This window comes from Legionella nigrisilvae, assembly GCF_977063395.2.
Map to the genome: position 1 here is coordinate 76,370 of NZ_CDRUGZ020000041.1, position 22,642 is coordinate 99,011.

Consider the following 22,642-nt stretch of genomic DNA (forward strand, 5'->3'; position numbering starts at 1 on the left):
ATGTTTTAGAAATATGAGGCTAGTTATGCTTAATGACCTAATAAAGCAATTATATTCTGCGTGGCATACGTTTGATATAGGGAAAGTAGATTATGAGTCGAAATTATTTATACGGTATAAAGACAAGTTTTTAACGGAGGCAGTGGATTCGGTTTCAAAGACGAAGGTTTTAATAGAAATGGCGAGTGACAAACTAGCTCCTGATGCAGCGATGCTGACAGAATTAATTAAACATTTAGCTACGGATGCGAAGAAGACAAACGATATAGCCATTTACATTCGCATCGAGCAGATGTACAACCTGTTTTGCCTACTGTTTGTATCAAACGATGAGTTGCATAAAGTTAGCTTTACCGCTCTCAAAGAAGGTAATTTAAAAAATGGTACACGTCAAATTAGAACATTAAAAAATTACAGCGAAGAGATGAAACAATTTTTTGAATCTGAAAATACAAGGATTAATAAGAGTCATCAGCAAGCTAATAAATCCGAAAGAGGAGAGAAACCTCAGCATAAAAAAATGCCTACAAATATAAAGCCCCAGCATAAACAGTGTCCAAATCCTAAATTACAAACCATTATAAATCTATTTCCATCTCCTTTATTCAATAAAAAAATATATTCAAATTTTGAGGAGTCCGTAACCATTCATGTCGATGAATTCAAAATGTTATCTCTTGCGGACATGAAAACTAAATATTATAACTTTCTTTATCTTCCGACAGCGCTAAACTATCCTGCAGTCCATGATCAAGTAATAGTTAATTTGCTTGGTGAAAAGCATTTAGATTGGGATCTTATTTTTGCAATTTATAATAATGCCTATACTAATTTCACTTCCGCTTCAAAGGATGTCCTTTTTAGGATTTTTAAAAGATTATGTGAAGTAGGAAAACACGAAATTGCCTTGGAGGTCTTTAAAACCCATAAAGCGATTATTAATATTGATAACTACTTTCGTATGTTGCACTCTATGGAACCTAATAAAGAGGGTATAACAGTAATGTTAGAATTAGGTTTGACATTAAATATGTATCTTCCTAATGTCACATTGATGGAATATTATCTTCAAAAATATGGCCTCAATAGTAAGATAAGTAAGCACATTAAAGACTCTGTTTACTCTGAAAATGTAAAATCTTCTAGAACTACCATAGACTTACATGGTGCGCCTAAAAACGCGGTCGAAGGGATAATAGAAGATGTTGTTGAAAATTGGGAAGATGAGGAAACAAAAATTGTGGTCTCGCATGGGGGTGGGACTCATGTAGCTTTCGGTAAATTGACTCCGAGAGACATGAATGACGTCCAATTTTTCTCTCCGGTTAAAAACGCTGTTTATGAAGCGGTAAGGTGTTTACAATATAAGTGGCAAGATAAATATATCATCAGGGTTAGCCCTTATTGGAATCCAAAAGGATACATGGATGGATCAAATTCGGTCATTTCAAAAAGAACAATAAAAAATGAGCCAAAGAAAATAACTATTTTTGAATCGACCCAGCAGAATAAACAGAGACCTGGGGAAATTGGAAAAGTAAATGCACCAGTTAATGCGATTACTGCTATCCATTCAAGCTTACAGTCTTCCGATAATAATGTGATTTTTACAACAACTACTTCGGTTACACAAGAAGATTTAACCTCGAATGCTTCTCAACCTAAAACAACAGGCAAAATGAATCCCAAGGCTGTTGAATATAAACCTAAATCTGGTTTATACAATCCTCCGGTTGAGACAAGTTCTACCCATTTTAGAACCAAAGAGGAAAAATCACCGACTCAACCTACTATGGAGTCTCCGTATATGGCTGCATCAGTAACTCCATCTTTTTGGTACCCTAGCCAAGCTTTTTTCGCTTATTGTCCAACTTATCAACCTACCTACTATTATACGGAACATTTTGAGGATGAAATTAAATCAGAGACCGAGACTAAAAACCACATATAACGAGGTCTAATGGATGATCTGGACACACAGTTAAGAGATAATTGAGGGCTGACCTATTATTAAGTACTAGTTTGTTGGATAAAACCCCAGTTCGCATTTGGGTGAATAGACCGGCGGAACTTCCCCGCCCACCCCTCTCAGAACCGTACGTGAATCTCTCGACTCATACGGCTCCCATCAGGCAAAGCTTTTCCTTATACTAAAAACGCTCTAGACATAAATGCCTCCTCTTGTAGGATGGGTTGCAGCAATGCGGGGTGTGAAGGCATAAAAAGTTAGATGTTGTCATCTGCAGATTACTAAAAATTTTTTTAAAATATTCTATGGAGGTATTACACCAACTCTTACTTGTAATAGATAAGCATTTTCATTATCCTACCACAGAGTATCATGGTGTCCATAAGACTTACTAACACTTCATCTCACTCTTTAAGTTTAGGGCAGCTAAATTAAAACCACTAAATCCACTAAATATATTCATATTAGGCAATCGAGAAAATGCTGGTTTCTTTATCTGCAAAGCAAACGGATAATGGGAAGCTTTATAAACCTACCCGTTAAATTTTAAGAATTCCCTCTTCTGGTTTTCCGCCAATAGGGGTTCTTTGATATTTTTTATTTTAACCATGCCATTGAGTTGTAATCCAAAATCTCTCTGCAAGAAAGTGTCTTTTTATTTGATTAATAGTAAATAACATTACCGAACTTATTGATTATTAGCAGATAAAAGCGTATATATTAGCCAACCCGAATTATCAATAACCAGAAGCATACATTTTTTACTAAAAAATTTTTATACAGATGGCACTTTATTTCAGGATAAAAAATGGCAAAAAACACCCTTTTTAATTTTCTTTTTCATAATGAGGCAAATGTTGAATTACCTCATGGACATAAATTAGTATTAAGCATTAATAAAAGCAGCCAACACGCTTATTATCGTCTTGAGCTCCCACAAGGTCATTACCTTATAAAAGACGGGGAAAAAAACTTCCTGTTGGACAATCATCACATCAGTATTTATGAAAATGAATTTCGAGATAACCCCAAGTTAAGTCAATATCATTACACAGCTGAATTTCAATACCTTGGTGAAACCTATCGGCTCCATGTGTACTTTAATGCGTTTGATCAATTAAACCAAAACATTGCGTTCGAAAAATGGACTGAAGATGGCTATAAGGTAGTAGACAGCAAAAACATCAGGGAACAATTACTCATCTTAGCCCTAAATCATACAGAGCCTTTATTAAAAAAGGTGAGACAACAACATCACCAAAAAATTAAAGAGCTTGAAAAACGTTACCAGGATTGTGATGAAAAGCTCAGCACATACTTTGATACAGAAACTTCAACGGCCGAAATTTTAAAAATAACAGAAGAAGCCTGTGAGATATTAAGGGAACTCCTTCCGCTTATCCGCTCTACAAGCTATGCAGGAATTCTCAAATTTCATGAATCAACGGTGCGTGCCCTGAGAAAAATGGATACTACTCCATTTGAAAATAGCCACCCCCTGGCTTCTACTCCACATGCTGCCCCTGAGTCAGAGGAGATGGATGATATTCAAGATTCCGCCTCTTTACCAGATAGTCCTCTGTTGCAAAGCAAAATTGAACAAGAAGAAGTAAAGAGAACTCGGCAAACCCACCCCTCTGCCCCATCTCAAAATCGATCGCGTCATAAAGTAGAAGAAGAAATTCAGAAATTGAGTACTGATTTTCAGGAACTAAGCAAGGCTCCTATTGAAATTCAGGCTAAAAAAATTGAGCAATTACTGGCGAAAACTTACGAGATCAATTTGCTCTATGAACAAACGATCCAATTGAAATACTTGCCGCAGCTGGAGAAAATACGCCGCGAACTACAAAAATTAGAGGCCAGTTTATTACCTGAGTTACTTTTCAAAAATAAATTTGAATTGGCTGCTTTGCTAACTTCCGCCTTTTACCTACTACGTGCTGAAAAATATATGAGTGTTGCGCTGCAGACACGTAATGCAAATTTGCTCGATTTTATATTGACGCATGGTGATATCGATATCAATCAGCAAACCGTCTCTGCCCGCAAAATTCAATTTCCATCTGCAGTGCATGCGTGCTTGCAATTGGATAGCCCCTCTACCCCGATGAGCGAATGTCTTTCTCTTCTTATTAAACACGGCGCATCTCTTTTTGCCCCCGGTAATAAAGGCCTGCCTCTTGTTTATTCTATCCTGGCAGAGGAAGCTCACCCTCTATACAAAGCGCTTTTTATGACACGCGAGAAAACAATTGACTCCGCTGACTTTTTTAAAAAATTAATTCCTTTGCTCAAAGCCTATTTAGAAAAAGAAACCCTCACTGATATCGAAAAAAACCGTATAGAATCCCAAATACAAAGCTTTGAATACCAACTCGATATTTTGGAGAATGTTCAGGATCAGGATCCGAGTTCACGTTTTTTAATGAAGCGGATGAATCATTTAGAAGAAAAATATTTGGGAGATATAGTAAGAAAATTGCGACAAGATCCTAATCTAGTTGAGATAAACAAAAAACTCCAAATCGCAGCCAAGGTATTAAACTCCAAGATTAGTCGAGCACAACAAAGACAAGCAAATATTACCACTTCCCAAAATTTTGAGAATTTGGAAAAACTTTTATCCCGTGTAGATGTTAAAGAATTAGACTACGACCTTATTAAAGCCAGTGCCTTGGAAAGCCTAAATATCCAACTACAATTGATTGAGGCTAAAGCTGAACTCTTTGATCTTCAGAAAGAAATAAGAAGTACTCCAGTGATTAATAATGGAAGCAGGAAATACAAAGAACGCCTGAGGAGACAAGATGAATTACTAAGAGAAATACGCCCATTAGAGCAGAAGTATGCCGCTATGCAAAATTTTGACGAGGTAAATCGTGATTTGGAAGCCCTTGAGTCCTTAAATACGGTGATTGAATCTTTTAGTGAACAATTAGAGGGTTTGGGAGGAATGGCTCAGTTATTAAGTCAATTTTCCAGTATATTTTCATCCAAAGGTATCAAATTGTCGTTTACTGAAGAAAATGAAGAGACTCACACATCATCGTGCTCCGAAAAGGAAATAGACGCTCCGTCCCCTTCTTCTCATTAATCTCTTATTAAGGGTATAGGTATTTCAAAGTGGGTATAGGTATTCAAAGTACCTATTTCCCATTTTTCAAAAGTATCATGCTTAAAATCTAAGCAAGAAGGCCACTCCTTTTTATTACTCATGAACAAGTTTTCTCTCTGCGTGAAAATGCTCCATCTTTATGTTTAATTTGTGCTCATATATAAATCCAAGAGGACAGCAAGCCTCACGCTTAGTCCATGCTCTTTTGATTTAACTGATGTCACTAATAATTCATTGTCATTCGGCTTGATTGCTCAATTGGAGGTGCCCGAATACATGATTAAACTTGGACTGATGTTTGCGATTGTTGCTGTTGAGTCATATGCGCCAGAATACTCTGAAATTTATCTCGTGACATAATTCCTACTTGTAATGTTTTCATTTATTATCTCGTTCCCTTATCATAGTGAGGCTAGGCATTAGAATTACCAAATCAGCAAACTCTATTTAAACCTTATCGAGATTTAAAAAATAACGAGTCGCTTTAAGTTCCCCAGTTCGTTTGAAAATATCTTTTTTAACCAAATCATTTAGATCTCTGGTTGTTGTAGCGATGGGCGCGCCTGTTATGCTCATATAATTTTTAGCACTTAAACCGCCTACAAATCCTTCAGGCCCAGCATGAAATAATCTTAATAACACCTTTTCTTGCCTTGGATTAATTTTCCCTTCCGCCTCCCTTAAAATTACAGATTTCTTAATAATAAAATCAATATACAAATAAGTGTTTTGTTGCGCTTCCAAAGCAATGTTAGCAAACCAAATTAACCAAGAGGTTAAGTCTAAAGTTTTACTTGCTAAACCTAATTGCTGATAATATTCCTTTCTCTTTTTTAATAATACTTTTGCCAATACCGTCATTACTGGTTTTGAAAATCCTTGTGATAGAGCTTTTTCTGCTATAGCTCGTCCTATTCTTCCATTCCCATCCTCAAAAGGGTGGATGCTCTCAAACCATAAGTGGGCTATTCCTGCTCGAGTTAATGTCGGTAAAGGTGCTGCTCCGACTGGAGAGCTCCTTTCAAACCAATTAATAAATTGATCCATTTCGGCCAGAACACGTGTTGAGGGAGGGGCTTCAAAATGGATTTTTCGATCATAATCAGGTCCAGAAACAATTTGCATTGCTTCTTCATGCTTACGATATTGACCAATATGTTCCAAATGCTGGCTAGCCCCCATTAAAAATTGATGCCATTCAAATAAAATCTGATGTGTTAGTGGGCTAGAAATCGTTTGATATAAATTAACCATCATTTTAGCGATCCCACGCTCTGCCAAGCTAGCTCCTGGAACTTTTACAGACAAGCCTAACTCTTTTTGTATAGAAGATTGCACGCTATCTCTATTTAAATGCTCTCCCTCTATTTCAGAGCTATCTAAAGCGTCTGTACACATTAAATCAATAAATAAATTTTGTTTACCTTCCTGAGAAATGTGTTGCGAAGAACCAATAATAATACCTGCATTCTCAGTAAAAGATTGCTCAAACATAACTAATTTATCTGAGTCCCAAGTAAAATTTGGCCAATTTTCAAGCTGCCAATTCCATTTCATGATTAATAACCTCATATTTTATTAATCAAAATATAGCACAATAGTGATTAATAAAGTATGGGTTTATTAATCAGAGAACTAGGTTTTTAGTCTCTTTGGCAAGTAAGAGGGGGAAATTTTCACTTGTTTACTTTCATTTTAGGTCAGAGATAATTATTATTTTTACCAAGATCATTGTTCTACCCTCCTCCCATGTGAGTTCACAGATATTATACTTTTAAAAATGAATTGCGCTGCCGTCTAATACGGGCTACGCGCTACGCTAGCTATGCTGCGTGGTTTAGGTTTGCGAATTTGTAATGAAATTACTTCATTGAGTCGCTTATTTATTGAACATGCTGCGATATAATGTGTGATTTCCGTTATTGCTTTCTATAATATGTGATTTTATTCTAAAATAACTTTACAAGGCTTCATATCATGTACACTCCTACAGAAATTGATAATTCGTCCTTCAGAAATCTGCTTCATAGTACAATAGCCCAAATTGATTCGTTTTATGGGACTTTTAAGGATAAATATGAGACAAATGATAAGGGAAAATTGAATTTTCTAACATCATACACAAATGGTTCTTCGGCTTTTAGAAAGGATATTTTAGATGATTCAAAATATATTCTTGAGAGTTTAAAACGTAGTCCACCAAGAAATTTAGAGGAATTAAAAGGATTTTTTGAAGCTACAATAGGTAAGTTACAGAGTAAATGCCTTAAGAATGGCTTTCATGAATCTTCATTATTAAATCTGCTAAAAGAAATTTGTTCCAATTTAGAAAGCATTAATTCTAACGAATTAAAAGAAAATACAAGTATATCTTTTGGGAAATAGCGGGATCAGAGTTGGTAACAGCAAGCGTAGGTTGCTTCGTCTAATACGGGCTACGCTTGCTGGGGAGATAGCGAGTCATTTCGAATTAACTGGATGGAAACAAGGCACAGCATGCCAAGCAGCGGAAAAGTGTTTTAATGTTTGGCTAGAGGACTTTGGAGAAAATGGTAATCGAGAAGATCGAGCCATACTATCTCAAGTTCGGGCATTCTTTGAAAAGAAGGTGCAAGTCGGTTTGAAAGCGAAAATCATCCCAATAGCGAACGTCTTTATAACCGGGCTGCCTTTTATCACACGAATAATGAAGGGTTCCGTATTTTTATGGTTTTATCCGAAGTGTACAGAAAAGAAATTTGCCTAGGGTTTGAACCTAAAATGGTGAATAAAGTGCTTATTAACGCTGGCTGGATTATTCCGGGTAATGATGGCAAAGCCTCACAAAAACGAAGAATTAAAGGAGTTGGATTTCCTAGGTGTTATGTTTTTACTGATAAAGTATGGTCTGACGAGTTTTAATTGTCCCACCCGTTCCACCATCAATTTTGACAGTGGAACGTCTCTAGCCCAGTAAATAAGCGAGGGTTCCACTTGTCCCATTTGTTCCATGTATTTTTTAGTCAGGTGCAAAATGTATTAGGTTCTATCGACTTTAAAATCCTATGATTTTTACATATTTCGATTTCCTCAAAAAACAGGCTGTTGGAGTGGGGAGCTATACTTACTAATAGTATTAAACAGCGAGAGTAAGTATGAAAAGGAATCGTCCGGATCTTTCTGAGTTAGTATTCCATTGGTGTAAAAGCAAGAGCCAAAATTTTAATGAAGCTTTTCAATCACTCCTGGATATAATCAAAGATAAAAAAATTGCTGGTAATTCAACTAATGTAAAAGGAGGCTGGAGAGTAGTTTGTTTTACTGAAGCCCCTTTGAAAGCAGTTACAAGCCTGTCTCACGGACCTTATTTACCTTTTGGTATAGCAATAGACAAAAAATTATTGTTTTCTCAAGGAGGGAGGCCAGTAATTTATCAGCCAAAAGCTGACTATGAATTGCTTGCAGATGAGATTAAGTGGAAACATATGTCATATGATCCTAGAGAGGAAAATTTTTGTGATTTTACATGGGAAAGAGAATGGCGCATAAAGGCCGATTATTTTGAACTTAATGAAGATGATATAACTATAGTTGTCCCAAACCAAGAATGGGAGCATAAATTGGAACATCTTTACACTATTAATCAGGTTGAAGAGTATTACCTTTATGAGACCCTAATGGGGCCGGGATGTGGACCGATACCTGTAAAATATTTAATCTTTTCTATAGAGAACAAAAAATAAAATTATAAAATTTCTTCATTTGTCATCATTTTCAACTCATTGGCAATATACTTTTGAAATTATAGACCGAATTTTTTAAGAATAACTTTTTAAAGTAATTTATAGAAGTAGCCTTTAATATCATTTTCTTGCTTTCATTCTTCGACCCATATGCGACACGTGAAGCATTCATGAAATAGGGATCGTTTAACTTATTGATTTTAATATGCCGCTGAGAAGAATCGAACTCCCGACCTTTTGATTACGAATCAACTGCTCTACCGACTGAGCTACAGCGGCTTATGGAAAAGTATACCCAAGTTGTATGTTGATGCAACTTTTAGTAGACGTCTTAATTTTAAAATCGAAATACGCTCTTTTGTATATAAAAATAATGATTATTATTTTTTTTATCGTCTATTCTCTTAGATAAATCAACAAATAAGATATTTTGTAATAATTTTCACTAATTTAGTAAAAAAATATCCAAATAGGTAAAAAATGATTTATAATACCCTCTTTAAAATTTTTTGTATCAGTTAAAAAAGAAATTTAGTATAAATAAAAAATATTTCTGATTTTTTAATTAAGAATGGTTTTAAATTATTGCAGATGAATATAACATAGCGTCACCCAAAAATATGACAACCTGTGAGAAACAAACAGCCCGTGAAAAAGAGTAAGATTGAAACAGACAAACCCATTAAAGATAGTGGTTATAGCCGAAGATTGAAAGACCGTCATGTGCAGCTAATTGCCTTGGGGGGGATTATCGGCTCAGGCTATTTTTTAGGTACCGGTGAAGTGATTAACCTGGTCGGACCTGCCGTGTTTCTAGCTTATATACTAGGCGGCTTAATTATTTTTCTCACCATGCTTTGTATGGGTGAACTTGCTGTGGCAATTCCCATTTCAGGTTCCTTTGTTACTTATACCGCTGATTTTATATCTCCATCCGTTGCCTGTGGCGTAGGCTGGTCGTATTGGATAAGTTGGGTCGCCTATATCCCCGCAGAATGTGTTGCAGGGGGTATCATTATGGAAATGTTTACGGGTGTAAATGGTTATGTCTGGGCGGTTTGTTTTGGTTTACTAATTACCTATATTAATCTTGCGAAAGTAGATACTTTTGGTGAAATCGAATTTTGGCTGGCTTTAATTAAGATTTTAGCTTTATTTGGCTTTGTTATTTTAGCTATTTTAATATTCTTAGGCTTAATTCAGGGTCCAGGATCGGATGGATTTATTGGATCTAAATACATTTTCGGCGATGGAGGACTCCTTCCTAACGGTACGATGTCCCTATTAACCGCTATGGTTCTGCTGTTGGTTAACTATCAAGGCTCTGAAATTATTGGTCTTGCTGCAGGAGAATCAGAAAACCCTGCACGGATGATTCCCCATGCAATTCGCAATGTAACCTTAAGAATTCTTTTCATCTACATTATTCCGGTATTTTGCTTGGTATTAATTTTCCCTTGGCAAAAAGCTGGATTATCTAACTCCGTGTTTGCAGATGCCCTAAATTTTTACAATCTCAAGTGGGCCGGTGCGGTAACCAGTTTTGTGACACTGAGCGCTACCTTATCTTGTGCTAATTCAGGGTTTTATGGCACAGTTCGTGCCCTGAATGCTTTGGCTCGTGATGGTATGGCGCCACATACTTTTGCCAAATTTAATCATAATTCAGTACCACAAAATGCAATTATTGCTACCTTAATCACAATCTGGATTCTTTTAGGCGTTGGGTACTTTTTCGGACAAACCCAACTCTACATCGCCCTACTTCTTGTCTCTGGATTTACAGGAACTCTGGCTTGGATCTCCTTGTGCACTTCACAAATTCGGTTCAGGAATCGATTATACCAAGCTGGCTATACTACAGCGAACCTGCGCTATGTAACTCCATACTCTCCCTATACTGGGATCCTCGCAATCATCCTGATGTGTATTGCCTTATTCTTCCTTGTGTTGAATAAAGACCCTACTTATAAGCTTGCTTTTTACATAGGTATGGTTAGCTTTATTATTCCTATCATAATCTATAAGGTTTTTGATTTATCAAAGAAAAGGAAAAAAGCACTACACCTCAAGACTCGTGTTAAATTCCAGGATCTCTTTCCCCCCGTTTAACAGATACAAGCCCAAACTAAATTTGGGCTTGGCTTTTAAGTAAATCTCATACTACAAAAAATTTTAAATCGCTAGTGAGTGTTCTGTTTTGTTTTCTTTCTCAGGAGAAAATTGACTCTGAATCGTAGTAAATAATCCTTGAATGAAATTTTTATTTCTCTTGTGACAAAAAAAAGTACTTAATCCAGCTCGTGATCCCCTTTTCTCCTGCAATAAGCTAACACCCTCTTGACCTAAAGGATTTAAACAGATGTCTAACCGCTCTAATTGCTTTAACTTTTCGGGTTTCATTTTAGCTATTGCTTTAATAGTTAATTTATTATTGTTAAGAATTAATCCTCTAATGCTTTGATTTTCGTTAATTAAACTAATAGCACCGGCATCACCAATTATATTTGTGCCTAGATCGAGAAAATTTAGTTTTTTATGCGCTGCCAAATACTTTACGCCTCTAAGAGTAATTTGATTATTGCTTAATATAAGTCGCCGTACATTATTTCGCGCTAAACTTTTTGCGCATTCATCATCAAGCTCATTATCGCTTAAAGTGAGCTGTTCAAGAGTTGAATTTCTAATAAAAAATTTTAAACCCTGGGCGGTAATGTTTTTGTTATATACATTATTATTAGAACTCAGATCTAATTTTTTAAGAGAGGTCATGTCAGCTAGTAAGCTCATACCTTTATCCGAGATTTTATTAGTTCGTAAGGAAAGTACTTCAATAGAGCTTAGTCTTGATAAGATTTTAACTTTATCATCATCAATCATACAGCAATTCAATTTAATTCTTTTTAAATGGGTATTTGCGTTGATTGCATCAACAAGTTCGTACAAACATTCCTCGCTTATCTTTTGATCACTTAAGTCTAAACAAACTAAATCTGGTACATTATTTTGTAATAAGGCAATTGCTTCATTTAAGTGTATTTTTCTGTATCTAGGCATGAATGGCTCACATTTAATTCAAATTGGATTATAATTTAATTGCATAACCTTTTTTTGTACACAGATAAAGTATAGGTTTTAATCCATGGCTATATGGCAAGATGTTTACGCCCTTGATGATTGGCTTCTGATTTTAAAAAGTTGTAAACAACATGATGATCCAAATGCTGAAGAATTAATCAATAAACTATCTAATCTATTAGAAGAATATCATAATATTTCAAAAGTAAACTTAAAAAATATTAACACACGACAAAAAAAATTATCACAAATAGCACAGCTTGCTCAACAATATAAAGATTATTTAGGGGATCAATTTATAACCAAAGAACAAGAAAACGTAACTGAAGATAAATTTCCCTATGGATTTTTGGAATCCACTTCAAGAAAGCCCCGAAAAGATACACGGCTGAAAGGCTCTATAGATCCCTGGATTCATGGATTACTACAAAGAGCTAACAAAAAAATAAATTACTTAGATAAATTGAAAGAGTATTATAAGCATGCAAATTCAAAATATGTTGATAAGAAATCGCTACTTAAGACACTCAAGACTGAAGAAAAAGAACATTGTAAACAGAAATTTTTTCGCTTAAGCAGTGGAACCTTATTGGAAAAGCAAGATCCGGTTCATCGTCCTATTGAATTTATGCTCGATGATTTAAAAAATAAACGCAATACTGCAGAATATCCAATGAATATGGCTTTTTATCAGTGGGTTGAAAGCAATACTAAAATTCCTTTCTTCTTATGGTTGGAACAACATCCTATTAGCACTTCCACCCGAGATATCAGTAATAATTGGCGTGGTTATTATAAAAATAAAATGGGCCCTGTGCATTATGAGTCTTCAGAAAACGTATCGGTACGCATTGAACATGTGGATGGTGATTATAAATTAATGGCTCAAAAAATAAGCTCTGAGGATGTATTTGAATTAAATACCAATCAATTAGCTGATTTTGTTTTTAAGGTTGGTTGTCCGATCGGGGCAACTGCTTTTATTTGGGATACAAAAGATAAGAACCATTTCTATACACATATTCACGAATCTGGTACTTATCATCATTCCACGATGACTTCCGGTAAAAAGGTACGCGGTGCGGGGATGTGGCTAGTAGAACATGGGAAAATAAAGTCTATTGATAATAACAGTGGTCATTACAAACCCACTTCATTATCTTTTTATAAGTTAATTTATTTCTTACACAATAAGAATCTACTGGATCGAGAGATACAAATCGCTGACTTACGTAGGCCTAAAAGACATATAGAAAAAGGTAATATTTTTTCTGGCTTCGAAAATGATTATACCCCCTTAGACAGTTATCTAGAATGGGCAGAAAGTTTACCAGAAATTAAAAAATATTTACAAAAAAAAGGTATCCCACCTTTAAGTGAACGATGCAGACTTGATACTAAAGAAATAAGTTCCCAAAAGCTTTAGTTTCCCTCTGAGCACTAAAATTAATGTAACTTTTGTCCATTAGGTACTTTAGGTTCGGTGGTGATAAGGCATATCGCCCCATTCTCATCAGAAAATCCAACCAGCAAAAATTGGGAAGTGAAGCCTGCAATATTTTTTTCACCCAAGTTGACACATCCAACTACGGAGCGCCCCAATAAAGTTTCCGGGGTATAATGTGCAGTAACTTGTGCTGAGGTTTGTAAGACGCCTATATCTTTGCCGAAATCCACCCATACTTTATAGGCTGGCTTCTTTGCACGAGGAAATTCTTCCACTTTAACCACGGTACCTGAGCGTAATTCAACTTTAGCAAAATCATCGAACGATATAATCATTTTAAAATCTCTTCCTCATAAATCAGGAGCATAAAAAGACTCATAAACCAATTAAGTTGCTGAAACAACACTATTGGTATTTAACTCAGGAACCAAGCTCTTTAATAAAATAAACAATTCATCGGTTTGATTTTCCTGGCAAGCGGTATTTAGTAAACGCATTGTTTGAATTAACTCGTCCCAATTAAGTTCACGGAATTTTGCCTTAAACAATTTTTCGTGTTCTGTCGAAGCCAATTGTTCGGACTCATGGAACAACTCTTCAAATAATTTCTCTCCGGGGCGTAATCCGGTGTATTCAATCATAATGTCCTTTCCAGGCTCTTTTCCTGCTAAACGAATCATTTGTTCTGCCAAATAGCTGATTTTAACAGGCTCTCCCATATCCAGAACGAAAATTTCTCCCCCGCTTCCATTGACCATAGCCTGCAAAATCAACTGACATGCTTCAGGGATAGTCATAAAATATCGTTGCATATCAGGATGGGTTACTTTTATAGGACCACCACTTTGTAATTGCTTTTGAAATAGGGGAACAACACTTCCCGCTGAACCCAAAACATTTCCAAAACGGACTGTAATGAATTGAGTGTTAACCCTCCCATTCAGATTCTGACAATAAATCTCAGCAACGCGTTTGGTAGTTCCCATAATGTTGGTCGGATTTACTGCCTTATCCGTAGAAATCAAAATAAACTTTCCAACCCCAACAGTAATACTAGCCTTTGCAACAATCTGGGTTCCAAGTACGTTATTTATTACCGCAACACGTATTTGATCCTGTAAAAGTGGAACATGCTTGTATGCTGCAGCATGAAATACTATTTCCGGTAAAAAATCAGCAAAGAGATGATTAATTGCTACTTCATCTGTAACACTGATCAATTTAAGTTCTAAAGGAATATCTGGGAAAGTTTGTCGCAGTTCAAGTTCAATTTGATATAAATTAAATTCGCTGTTTTCGACTATGGCCAAACTCTTAGGTTTAAGGGCTAAAATTTGCCGGCACAGCTCTGAACCAATTGATCCTCCCCCTCCAGTAACCAATACTCGTTTTCCAGCAATACCCGCTGTTAATCGGTCCCATTGTAAGTTTACCTGATCTCTACCTAATAGATCTTCGATATTAACTGGCCTTAATGCATTCACTTCCACTCGTCCAGCCGCTAAAGCATTGAGACCTGGTAGGGTACTGAACGGAGTCTGGCTTTCCTCACAGCAGGTCACAATACGGCGCATCAATGAAGAACTTGCTGATGGAATAGCAATAAAAATCAAATCAATATCATACTCTTTTACTCGCTCGGCAATTTGGCTCGTTGTTCCCAAAACCGGTATGCCATGAACTTCTAAACCACGTTTTGCTAAATTATCATCAATAAAACCTACTGGCAGGTACTGATTGGAACGTTTTAAATCACGACCAAGTCCTTCACCAGCCATCCCCGCCCCGATAATAAGAACCCTTTTCATTTCAGTTGCTTTATTCCATTTGGCTCGTTTATCCCAATAGATTCTTCTCAATATTCTAAAACTACAAAGAATAGTAGTTAAAATCAGACAATATAAAGGAAATACAGAGCGAGGAACTTCATGAACTATCGAAGCTACATATAAAACAGGGATCGCCAACACAGTAGCAGAAAGAGTAGTCTTTAAAATTCGCATTACATCATTCAATGAAAAAAAGCGCCACAAACCGCGATATGTTTTAAAATAAAAGTAGCAAGAAACTTGAATCGTGGTTAAAAGAGTCAAGGCAATAAGGAAATGCGTCGAAGTAAATATTTTAGGAGAAGGGTGCATGTTATAACGCAACCAATATGCTGTAAACCATGCTACTGGAATAGCAAGAATATCACAAAGAAAAACTGGTAATTTTTTATGCAGTTTTTGCAGAAATATTGGCATTTTGTGTATCATACAAGAATCATCCTTCACTCATTTTATTTTCTTATTATCGTAAGATAGTACACTATGTTGATATGTAACTCATCAAAAATCACTTCGCACTAAGGTATTCATTAATTCCACATCTATTTCTTTTCAAGTGAAGACAAAGAGGAATTTTCATATATTTCATAGCGATAAATTGAATCACGATTATCGGTCATATAAGCTTTACTTAATTTATAGTCGTGATTGTTACTCAAAGCTTTTTTTAAACAAACATCGCTGGGGGTATATATTACTCTTCCTTGTTCAATAAGCGAAGTTAAAATGATAAATGCGGGTTTTTTATGCAGAACTTCCTTACAAAACTCCTCATACATGTGTTCCGCTGGAAAATGAGCCATTGTTACATTGTTTAAACAATATGAGTCAATAAAATTTAATGGGCTAGCATAAGGAATCAATCCGCTATCCGCTAAAACCACCCAATCGTTGGGAGATGCATAATTATTTAACCACTCTACTACCTTGCCACGTAATTGTTCTCCTTTAACTGGATTTTGGCTAAAATACTGGTAATCTGCCAAACTCATGGCTGGCACAAATAAAAACAAAACCACAAAAAAACTTAAATAAAAAAGCAATGCAAAAATGAAATCTTCTTTTTGTCTCAATGCAAAAACTATACTACGGATACCTTGTACGACCAGAGGAAGCATTAGGGCAAATGCAGGTAAAAAGAGTCGATTATCAAATGCCACTACAGGATCGGCTTTTGCTAACATAATTAAATAAACAAGACTGGGTAACCACAAAAAATAATGCCGTTTATCCTGAGACTTGATGCAAGCAGGTAAAGACAACAGAGCTAAAGGCCAAATTAATTTGAGATAATGAATATCCAAGGAAAAAGGGAAAGACTGCGATAATCCTTTACAATAGACTGAGTTGGGAAAAAAATATCCAAAATAAATAAGACGCCAAAGAAAATAAGGCCCATAAAACAATATGAGAGTGAGGCAAAATAGTAAAACGCCATACCCGTATTGTCCTATTTTTTCTTTAGGCCTATCCCAACACATCAGCAGGAAAAACAAAAACATAAATGCAGGTGCTTCAGGTCTTGTCATTCCCGCCAGAGCAAGCAAAATTCCAGCGTTTACAAAATAGACTATTCTTATGGCTGCACGTGCATTAGGAAAAGGGTTATATCCCAATCCCCTCAGACAACAATACACGGCTCCGCATATAAATGACTCATATACCGCAGTTTCCAAGCCACTCGTTGCCCATATAATCTGTCCTTTATAAAATAATAAACCCATACAGGGCAGAAGTGATTCTCGTGTGGAAAGCCAAAGTCTGCTTATTAGATAAATGAAGAAACAGGTAAACAATAGCCCTAACAGTCCAGCCATTTTTAAAACAACTACGGGGTTACCCTTTAATAGGAGTGTTAAAGCCCCTAAAGCGACCAAGCTAAAGTTAGAATACCCTTCTACTGGAGAAGTATTCACATTCCATAATATGCCCTCTCCTGCAGCCCAATGCTTGGCATAGCGCAAAGAAATATACATATCATCGATAGTAAATGACCAAATTGCTTGGATCTGTAGAATAAATAAATATATGAATAAAACAATTAGAATGCTGTCATACCAACGCACCCCAGATTTCATTGAGCCAAAGCCATAAACGTTAAAACTACAAAACACCAAAGATTGATTCGAGATAACCGATCGCTTAAAAAAACTATAACAGGGTCATCATTTTCAATGTTCTGCGTAGCAAGCCAGGCAAAACGCCACAATGCAATTGCTGCAAAAGGAACAGTTAACATAAAATAAAAAGACTCATCTCGAGCATAAATAATATAGAAAACGTAAGTAATGAAACTGGCGAAACCAATTACAAGAATTAGCCAGTGAAGCACTATAGGATTATATTTCTTCAATACCTTACGTGTAGCATGCTTAAGACCCAATTGCATTTCCATTTGTCGTTTGTTCAAAGCAATAAAGAGGCTAAGCAATGTTGCAGTAACAATTAACCAAATAGAAATGGGTAAGCCGATACCCACCGTCCCTGCCAATACGCGTAGCATAAAACCTGCAGCAATACAGAGCACATCAACAATGGGAATCAATTTAAAAAGATGGTTATAGGCCACATTAATTACTAAATAAATGCAAAGTATAATTGCCAGTTTTTTAGAGATTAACCAACCTAAAGTAAGTCCTGTGAGAAGTAATAAAAACAACATAAAAATTGCTTCGGAAATAGAAACGCTTCCACTTGCTATTGGTCTATGTCGTTTGTGGGGATGCAAACTGTCTTCGGTTTTATCTTCGATGTCGTTATAAATGTATATGGCACTTGAAATCAAGCAAAAAGCTAAAGAAGCGAGTAAAGCAGGTATAAAATATCCAGGAGTGGGTGTATAACAAAAGCCCAGCATCACAAAGACAGCTTTGGCCCAGTGGGACACACGAAGAAGCAGAAATAAATGTTTCAGCCTTTCCATGACACTCCCTTTTTTTATATCATTTATCAATTCAATCACCTTATCTGTTCCTGTAAAAGATACAGCCCAGGCAACAAGGCAGCGCATAACTTAGGCATAAGTTAAACGACCTCCATACCCAGCACATCCATCAAACGATAGTCATTTAGTTAAAAGTATCACAATCCTGAAAAAATGCATCATTTCAAAAGCTTAATCACTAAATAAAATATAAACTTTCAATATATTGAAGCAATTTAGTAAAAAATAATCAAATAACATTGCATTTATACAATTACGAAGTAAGATAAAATATACAAAAGGAATTATACACGTATATCAAATACCAAGAATGCCAATGGACGGGGGATATCATGCACTTTATTCTTACACCGGGACGTATTGAAAAATTTAACCGCCTTCGGAAAACCTATGAAGAAGAGAAACATGTTGATTTGAATGAAAAACCTTCCATGATAGGAACACCTATTTTTTTCGGTGGGACAGATGTTCTCAGTAGAAATAAACAGGTTTCATTCTTAGAAAAAGTAAACGCTGTTCTTAAAATACATTTGCTTCGCGAGCAGGACATCAAAACCCCAGCACAACGTCAAGTATATATCATTGCTGCCCGATTTATGATTGCTGCCAGTCTTTATGTACAATCACAAATCGGAAGTTCAAAACGAAACTCTGCCTTATACCGCATTATTGAGAATAATTTAGGAGTTACAGACGAAAACTTCTTGGATGAGGAAGATAAAGAAACATGCTATTTAACTGCAGAGCGACTTATAAAAACGCCCCATGCTCTAGAACATGCTAATGTGTTCCTTGAAAAAGAAGGACTTAAACCATTTAGTGAAAAGGAGTGGAAACAGTTTGCAGATTATTTAGGCGAAATGTGCCATAAAAAAGAAGTTCCAGAGCAAATCACAAAATTTCCCGTCATTTCAATCACGCAACCATTATTTGGCGCTGCTTTTGCTTATGTAGGAGCTACTGTAGGTGTCGTGCTAGCAGAGGGAGCGACTAACTCGACCACGGCCATATCTCCTCGGGTTAAATTAACCGCACTGGTTGGAAGCACCTTATTGATTTTCAGTCCTGCAGGAGCTACCGGTGTCGCCCTCTTTGCCCCCGTGATTGCCACCAAACTTTTTACATCTTTTTGTACAATCAGTTTAGCGCATCTTATGGGAACCGCAGCTGGATATCTAGGACAAGGTGTAGGGATAGGAGTAGGTTTTCCATTTGATGCAGCATATAATTTACTTTGGTCTATTTGCTCCCTCATAAGTCGTCACTACAGTAAAACCCCTGAGCTTGCCCCCATTGATGGGATTCGCATTGTGGATGGGGCTACAATCATGGCGGGCATTCCTATTCAATGGGTTGCTGAAAATGCTCTACCTGAAGGGTGTACTAAAAAAATTGTGGAAATAACAGAAGAAGGCGAGATACGTATTGAAGGAGAAGAGATAAAAGACAGTCAAACTCCCATGCAAATTCCTCCTGAAGTAATTGAAGAACTAAAGAAACAACTTGCAAGCCGCTCTACACAAGCATCCGAACCCACCAATGTCGAGCAAGAAAAAGATACAAAAGAAATTCAAAAAATAGAGGAAGCAGAAGAGATAGGAGGATCCTTCTCCCTCGTATAAGTTGTTGCATTTAATTTATTGAGATTCTAGAAAATTAAGAGAAAACTCAGAAATGCATTCTATTGCGATGCAATACCTTGCATTTCCAAGTTCCTGGGTTATGCTCCGTTTACCCAGGTTTCTTATTAAGGACGATTATCCACTTCTTTGCGCTGACTGGGCATAAAATCTTTTCGATCAAGGCCCATTGCTACTGCTAAAGCACCTGCTACATAGATAGAAGAGTACGTACCGATTACAATACCAATGATCAATGCCAGGGAGAATCCATGAATAGCTTCTCCTCCATAAATAAACAGAGCAACCACCACAAAAAGCGTCAGCATGGATGTCATGATGGTACGTGATAAAGTTTGGTTAATCGAAATATTCATAATTTCGATTGAACTGGAACGACGAATTTTGACAAAATTTTCACGCACCCTATCAAAAACTACAATAGTATCATTTAACGAGTAACCGATGACTGCCAACAAGCCCGCTAACGCTTTCAGATCAAATTCAATACCAAAAAAAGCAAAGATACCCAATATCAGCACAGGGTCATGAACTAAGGCGACAGCAGAACTCACTGCCAACCGGTATTCAAACCGCATGGCAATGTAAATCATCGTTGCTAACAAAGAAACAACAACAGCTAGGGCTCCTTTAGTCGCGAGTTCCTGTCCTACTTGTGGCCCAACAAAATCGACTCTTTGTTTTGAAGCACCCGGCAGAGCACTCATGACCTGCTCAACCAAGCGTGCTTGTTCTTTATCTTCTCGAGGAGCAATACTAATTAATACATCTTTAGAAGTACCGTAACTCACAACCTGAGCTTCCTTAAATCCTGCCTTACTCAAGCTTTCCCTAATTGAAGGTAGATCTGCAGCTGAGGAATAAGAAACCTCTATTTGAGTCCCACCTGTAAAATCAAGCCCCCACTTCAAACCATGTATCGCTAAAGCACCTATAGAAAGCACAAAGATCAATATGGAGAATATCGCCGTCCAACGACGAGCACCCATAAAGTCCACATTTGAATTTGGATTAAAAAATTCCATCTGAGCCTCGCCTTAAATACCAATAGATAATTTCTTAACAGCCCTACCACCATAGTACCAATTTACAATCCCTCGGGTGTAAGTGATACCCGTTAACATGGAGGTCAACAATCCTAAAGAAAGCGTTACAGCAAATCCACGTACAGGTCCTGTGCCCACAGCAAACAAAATGATTGCTACGATTAAGGTGGTGACGTTCGCATCAAGAATCGTAGAAAATGCACGCTCATATCCCGCATTAATTGCAGCCTGGGGTGATAATCCATGCCGTAATTCTTCACGAATACGCTCATAAATGAGTACGTTCGCATCTACTGCCATACCCACCGTTAATACTATTCCGGCTATACCTGGAAGTGTTAACGTAGCGTCAATCACCGAGAGTAAAGCACACAGTAGAACTAGGTTAAGCAGGAGCGCAATATCAGCGATGAGACCGAAAAAACGGTAATAAACCAGCATCAAGACTAAGATTAAGCCCATACCAACTTGTAGTGAAATTATACCTCTTCGGATATTTTCTTTACCTAAAGTTGGTCCGACGGTGCGTTCCTCTATGGGATAGATCGCAGCAGGCAACGCCCCTGCTCGAAGCAATAAAGCTAAATTACTTGCTTCTTTACTATCCGTAAGACCAGTAATCTGGAAATTATTACCTAAAGCATTTTGAATAACTGGCGCACTAATAACACGCTCTTCTCTATGTGTAACTCTTTTTTCCACTCCATTTACAGTTTGAATGGAATTTTTTGTTTCAACATAGACAATAGCCATACGTTTACCTATATTTTCGCGAGTTACTTTGGTAAACAAACTTTCTCCGCCCCCACCGAGTTGTATTTGTACTGCAGGAGTAGCTGTCTGCTGATCATAACTGGAAACTGCTGAGGTAATTGAATCGCCACTTAATACCACTTGTCTTTTTAACAGAATAGGATGCCCATCCATTACCAGTAACTTATCATTGACGGGTATGGCTCCAGTTTGTTTTGCAATTTGCGGATCATTATCCTGATCCACCATATAAAATTGCAAGGTTGCAGTTCCACCAAGAATTTGCTTAGCACGGGCTGCATCTTGAATTCCAGGTAAGTCAACAGCAACACGAGTTGCCCCTTGTTGTTGTACTACCGCTTCACCAACTCCTAGTTCATTGACTCGATTTCGTAAAATACTCATTGTTTGTTCAATGGTGTTTTGACGCGTATTGTTCAACTCAACGGGTGAAATCGATACTAAAATTTCATTGCCTGTTTTACTTTTAACAAAAACGAGATCAGGCATTTTTTCCTTTAAACCCAAATAGGCATTATTCGTTGATTCACTATCACGGAAATGTAAATTTATCCCCTTGTCTGCTACATAACGAATACCGGTATATCGAATTCCAAGCTCTCGCAATTCTTGACTAATGTTTTTCATTACTCCTTCATAACGGCGGCTTATCACACTTTCCACATCAACCTCTAACAGGAAGTGTACTCCTCCTCGTAAGTCAAGACCTTGTTTCATTGGGGCCGCACGAATAGAGTCTAACCATCTTGGTGTGGATGGAGCCAAATTCAAGGCTACAGTGTATTGAGATCCCAAAGCATTCTTAATTGAATCGCGAGCTAACAACTGTGAATCTGTTGATGAGAACACAACTTCAACTGACTCAGCTTGAGTAATGAGTGATTTATACGGTAGATTACCTTTTTTTAAGATATCTTCTACCTGATTTTTTAATTCATCATAATCCACAGGTGTTTCAGACGAAATTTGTACTACAGGATTTTCTGTATACAAATTAGGTATAGCGTAAATAAACCCAACAACTGCAATAATAATCAGCAGCAGGTTTTTCCATAAAGGATATTTATTTTGCATT

The 22,642-nt window shown here is 36.7% G+C and carries 16 protein-coding genes and 1 tRNA gene; 8 read left to right on the forward strand and 9 right to left on the reverse strand.

Features of this window, described 5'->3' with window-relative positions; translation table 11 throughout:
* Positions 1 to 25: 25 nt before the first annotated feature.
* Positions 26 to 1,951 carry a hypothetical protein gene (locus ACWTE2_RS26390; RefSeq protein ID WP_454785098.1) on the forward strand — a complete coding sequence of 642 codons (1,926 nt, stop codon included), beginning with the start codon at positions 26 to 28 and terminating at the stop codon, positions 1,949 to 1,951.
* Positions 1,952 to 2,777: 826 nt separating this feature from the next.
* Positions 2,778 to 5,066: a hypothetical protein gene (locus ACWTE2_RS26395; RefSeq protein ID WP_454785099.1), complete on the forward strand. Its 2,289-nt coding sequence runs from the start codon at positions 2,778 to 2,780 to the stop codon at positions 5,064 to 5,066.
* A gap of 468 nt (positions 5,067 to 5,534) precedes the next feature.
* Here the strand turns inward: ACWTE2_RS26395 and ACWTE2_RS26400 are convergent, their stop codons facing one another.
* The gene (locus ACWTE2_RS26400; protein ID WP_454785100.1) at positions 5,535 to 6,644 is read right to left on the reverse strand and encodes a Fic family protein; all 1,110 of its coding nucleotides are present in this window, start codon (positions 6,642 to 6,644) and stop codon (positions 5,535 to 5,537) included.
* Between the two features lie 420 nt (positions 6,645 to 7,064).
* On the opposite strand from ACWTE2_RS26400, the gene ACWTE2_RS26405 reads away from it, so the two are divergent.
* The 3 genes from ACWTE2_RS26405 to ACWTE2_RS26415 all read left to right on the forward strand — a co-directional run bounded on the left by ACWTE2_RS26405 (position 7,065) and on the right by ACWTE2_RS26415 (position 8,809).
* Complete coding sequence (locus ACWTE2_RS26405) at positions 7,065 to 7,472, forward strand: hypothetical protein (RefSeq protein ID WP_454785101.1); 408 nt, start codon at positions 7,065 to 7,067, stop codon at positions 7,470 to 7,472.
* A gap of 31 nt (positions 7,473 to 7,503) precedes the next feature.
* On the forward strand, positions 7,504 to 7,833 hold the full coding sequence (locus ACWTE2_RS26410; RefSeq protein WP_454785102.1) for a hypothetical protein: 330 nt from the start codon (positions 7,504 to 7,506) through the stop codon (positions 7,831 to 7,833).
* Positions 7,834 to 8,221: 388 nt separating this feature from the next.
* Complete coding sequence (locus ACWTE2_RS26415; protein ID WP_454785103.1) at positions 8,222 to 8,809, forward strand: hypothetical protein; 588 nt, start codon at positions 8,222 to 8,224, stop codon at positions 8,807 to 8,809.
* Positions 8,810 to 9,015: 206 nt separating this feature from the next.
* Here the strand turns inward: ACWTE2_RS26415 and ACWTE2_RS26420 are convergent.
* Positions 9,016 to 9,088 (reverse strand) — tRNA-Thr (locus ACWTE2_RS26420).
* 369 nt (positions 9,089 to 9,457) lie between these two features.
* Between ACWTE2_RS26420 and ACWTE2_RS26425 the strand changes: the two genes are divergently transcribed.
* Positions 9,458 to 10,921 (forward strand): amino acid permease, encoded by a 1,464-nt coding sequence (locus tag ACWTE2_RS26425; RefSeq protein ID WP_454785104.1) that lies wholly within the window; start codon positions 9,458 to 9,460, stop codon positions 10,919 to 10,921.
* Between the two features lie 63 nt (positions 10,922 to 10,984).
* Here ACWTE2_RS26425 and ACWTE2_RS26430 read toward each other — a convergent pair whose 3' ends face one another.
* Positions 10,985 to 11,866: a leucine-rich repeat domain-containing protein gene (locus ACWTE2_RS26430; RefSeq protein ID WP_454785105.1), complete on the reverse strand. Its 882-nt coding sequence runs from the start codon at positions 11,864 to 11,866 to the stop codon at positions 10,985 to 10,987.
* A gap of 85 nt (positions 11,867 to 11,951) precedes the next feature.
* On the opposite strand from ACWTE2_RS26430, the gene ACWTE2_RS26435 reads away from it, so the two are divergent.
* Positions 11,952 to 13,313: a hypothetical protein gene (locus ACWTE2_RS26435; protein WP_454785106.1), complete on the forward strand. Its 1,362-nt coding sequence runs from the start codon at positions 11,952 to 11,954 to the stop codon at positions 13,311 to 13,313.
* A 20-nt stretch (positions 13,314 to 13,333) separates the two neighbouring features.
* On the opposite strand, the gene ACWTE2_RS26440 is transcribed toward ACWTE2_RS26435, so the two are convergent.
* The 4 genes from ACWTE2_RS26440 to ACWTE2_RS26455 all read right to left on the reverse strand — a co-directional run bounded on the left by ACWTE2_RS26440 (position 13,334) and on the right by ACWTE2_RS26455 (position 18,125).
* Positions 13,334 to 13,669, reverse strand: a complete 336-nt coding sequence (locus ACWTE2_RS26440) for a tRNA-binding protein (RefSeq protein WP_182393030.1) — start codon at positions 13,667 to 13,669, stop codon at positions 13,334 to 13,336.
* Positions 13,670 to 13,720: 51 nt separating this feature from the next.
* Positions 13,721 to 15,592, reverse strand: coding sequence for a polysaccharide biosynthesis protein (locus ACWTE2_RS26445; protein WP_454785107.1), 1,872 nt, complete (start codon positions 15,590 to 15,592; stop codon positions 13,721 to 13,723).
* A 113-nt stretch (positions 15,593 to 15,705) separates the two neighbouring features.
* The gene (locus ACWTE2_RS26450; RefSeq protein ID WP_454785108.1) at positions 15,706 to 17,241 is read right to left on the reverse strand and encodes a protein LphB; all 1,536 of its coding nucleotides are present in this window, start codon (positions 17,239 to 17,241) and stop codon (positions 15,706 to 15,708) included.
* Positions 17,238 to 18,125: a decaprenyl-phosphate phosphoribosyltransferase gene (locus ACWTE2_RS26455; RefSeq protein WP_454785109.1), complete on the reverse strand. Its 888-nt coding sequence runs from the start codon at positions 18,123 to 18,125 to the stop codon at positions 17,238 to 17,240. Before ACWTE2_RS26455 ends, ACWTE2_RS26450 begins: the two co-directional genes overlap by 4 nt.
* A 314-nt stretch (positions 18,126 to 18,439) precedes the next feature.
* Here ACWTE2_RS26455 and ACWTE2_RS26460 point away from each other — a divergent pair, with 314 nt between their 5' ends.
* A complete protein-coding gene (locus ACWTE2_RS26460; protein WP_454785110.1) occupies positions 18,440 to 19,729 on the forward strand; it encodes a hypothetical protein in 1,290 nt (429 codons plus the stop codon).
* A 125-nt stretch (positions 19,730 to 19,854) separates the two neighbouring features.
* On the opposite strand, the gene secF is transcribed toward ACWTE2_RS26460, so the two are convergent.
* Together secF and secD are read right to left on the reverse strand one after the other, a co-directional pair.
* Positions 19,855 to 20,772 (reverse strand): protein translocase subunit SecF, encoded by a 918-nt coding sequence (secF, locus tag ACWTE2_RS26465; protein WP_182393026.1) that lies wholly within the window; start codon positions 20,770 to 20,772, stop codon positions 19,855 to 19,857.
* 12 nt (positions 20,773 to 20,784) lie between these two features.
* On the reverse strand, positions 20,785 to 22,641 hold the full coding sequence (secD, locus tag ACWTE2_RS26470; RefSeq protein ID WP_454785111.1) for a protein translocase subunit SecD: 1,857 nt from the start codon (positions 22,639 to 22,641) through the stop codon (positions 20,785 to 20,787).
* Between the last annotated feature and the right edge of the window lies 1 nt (position 22,642).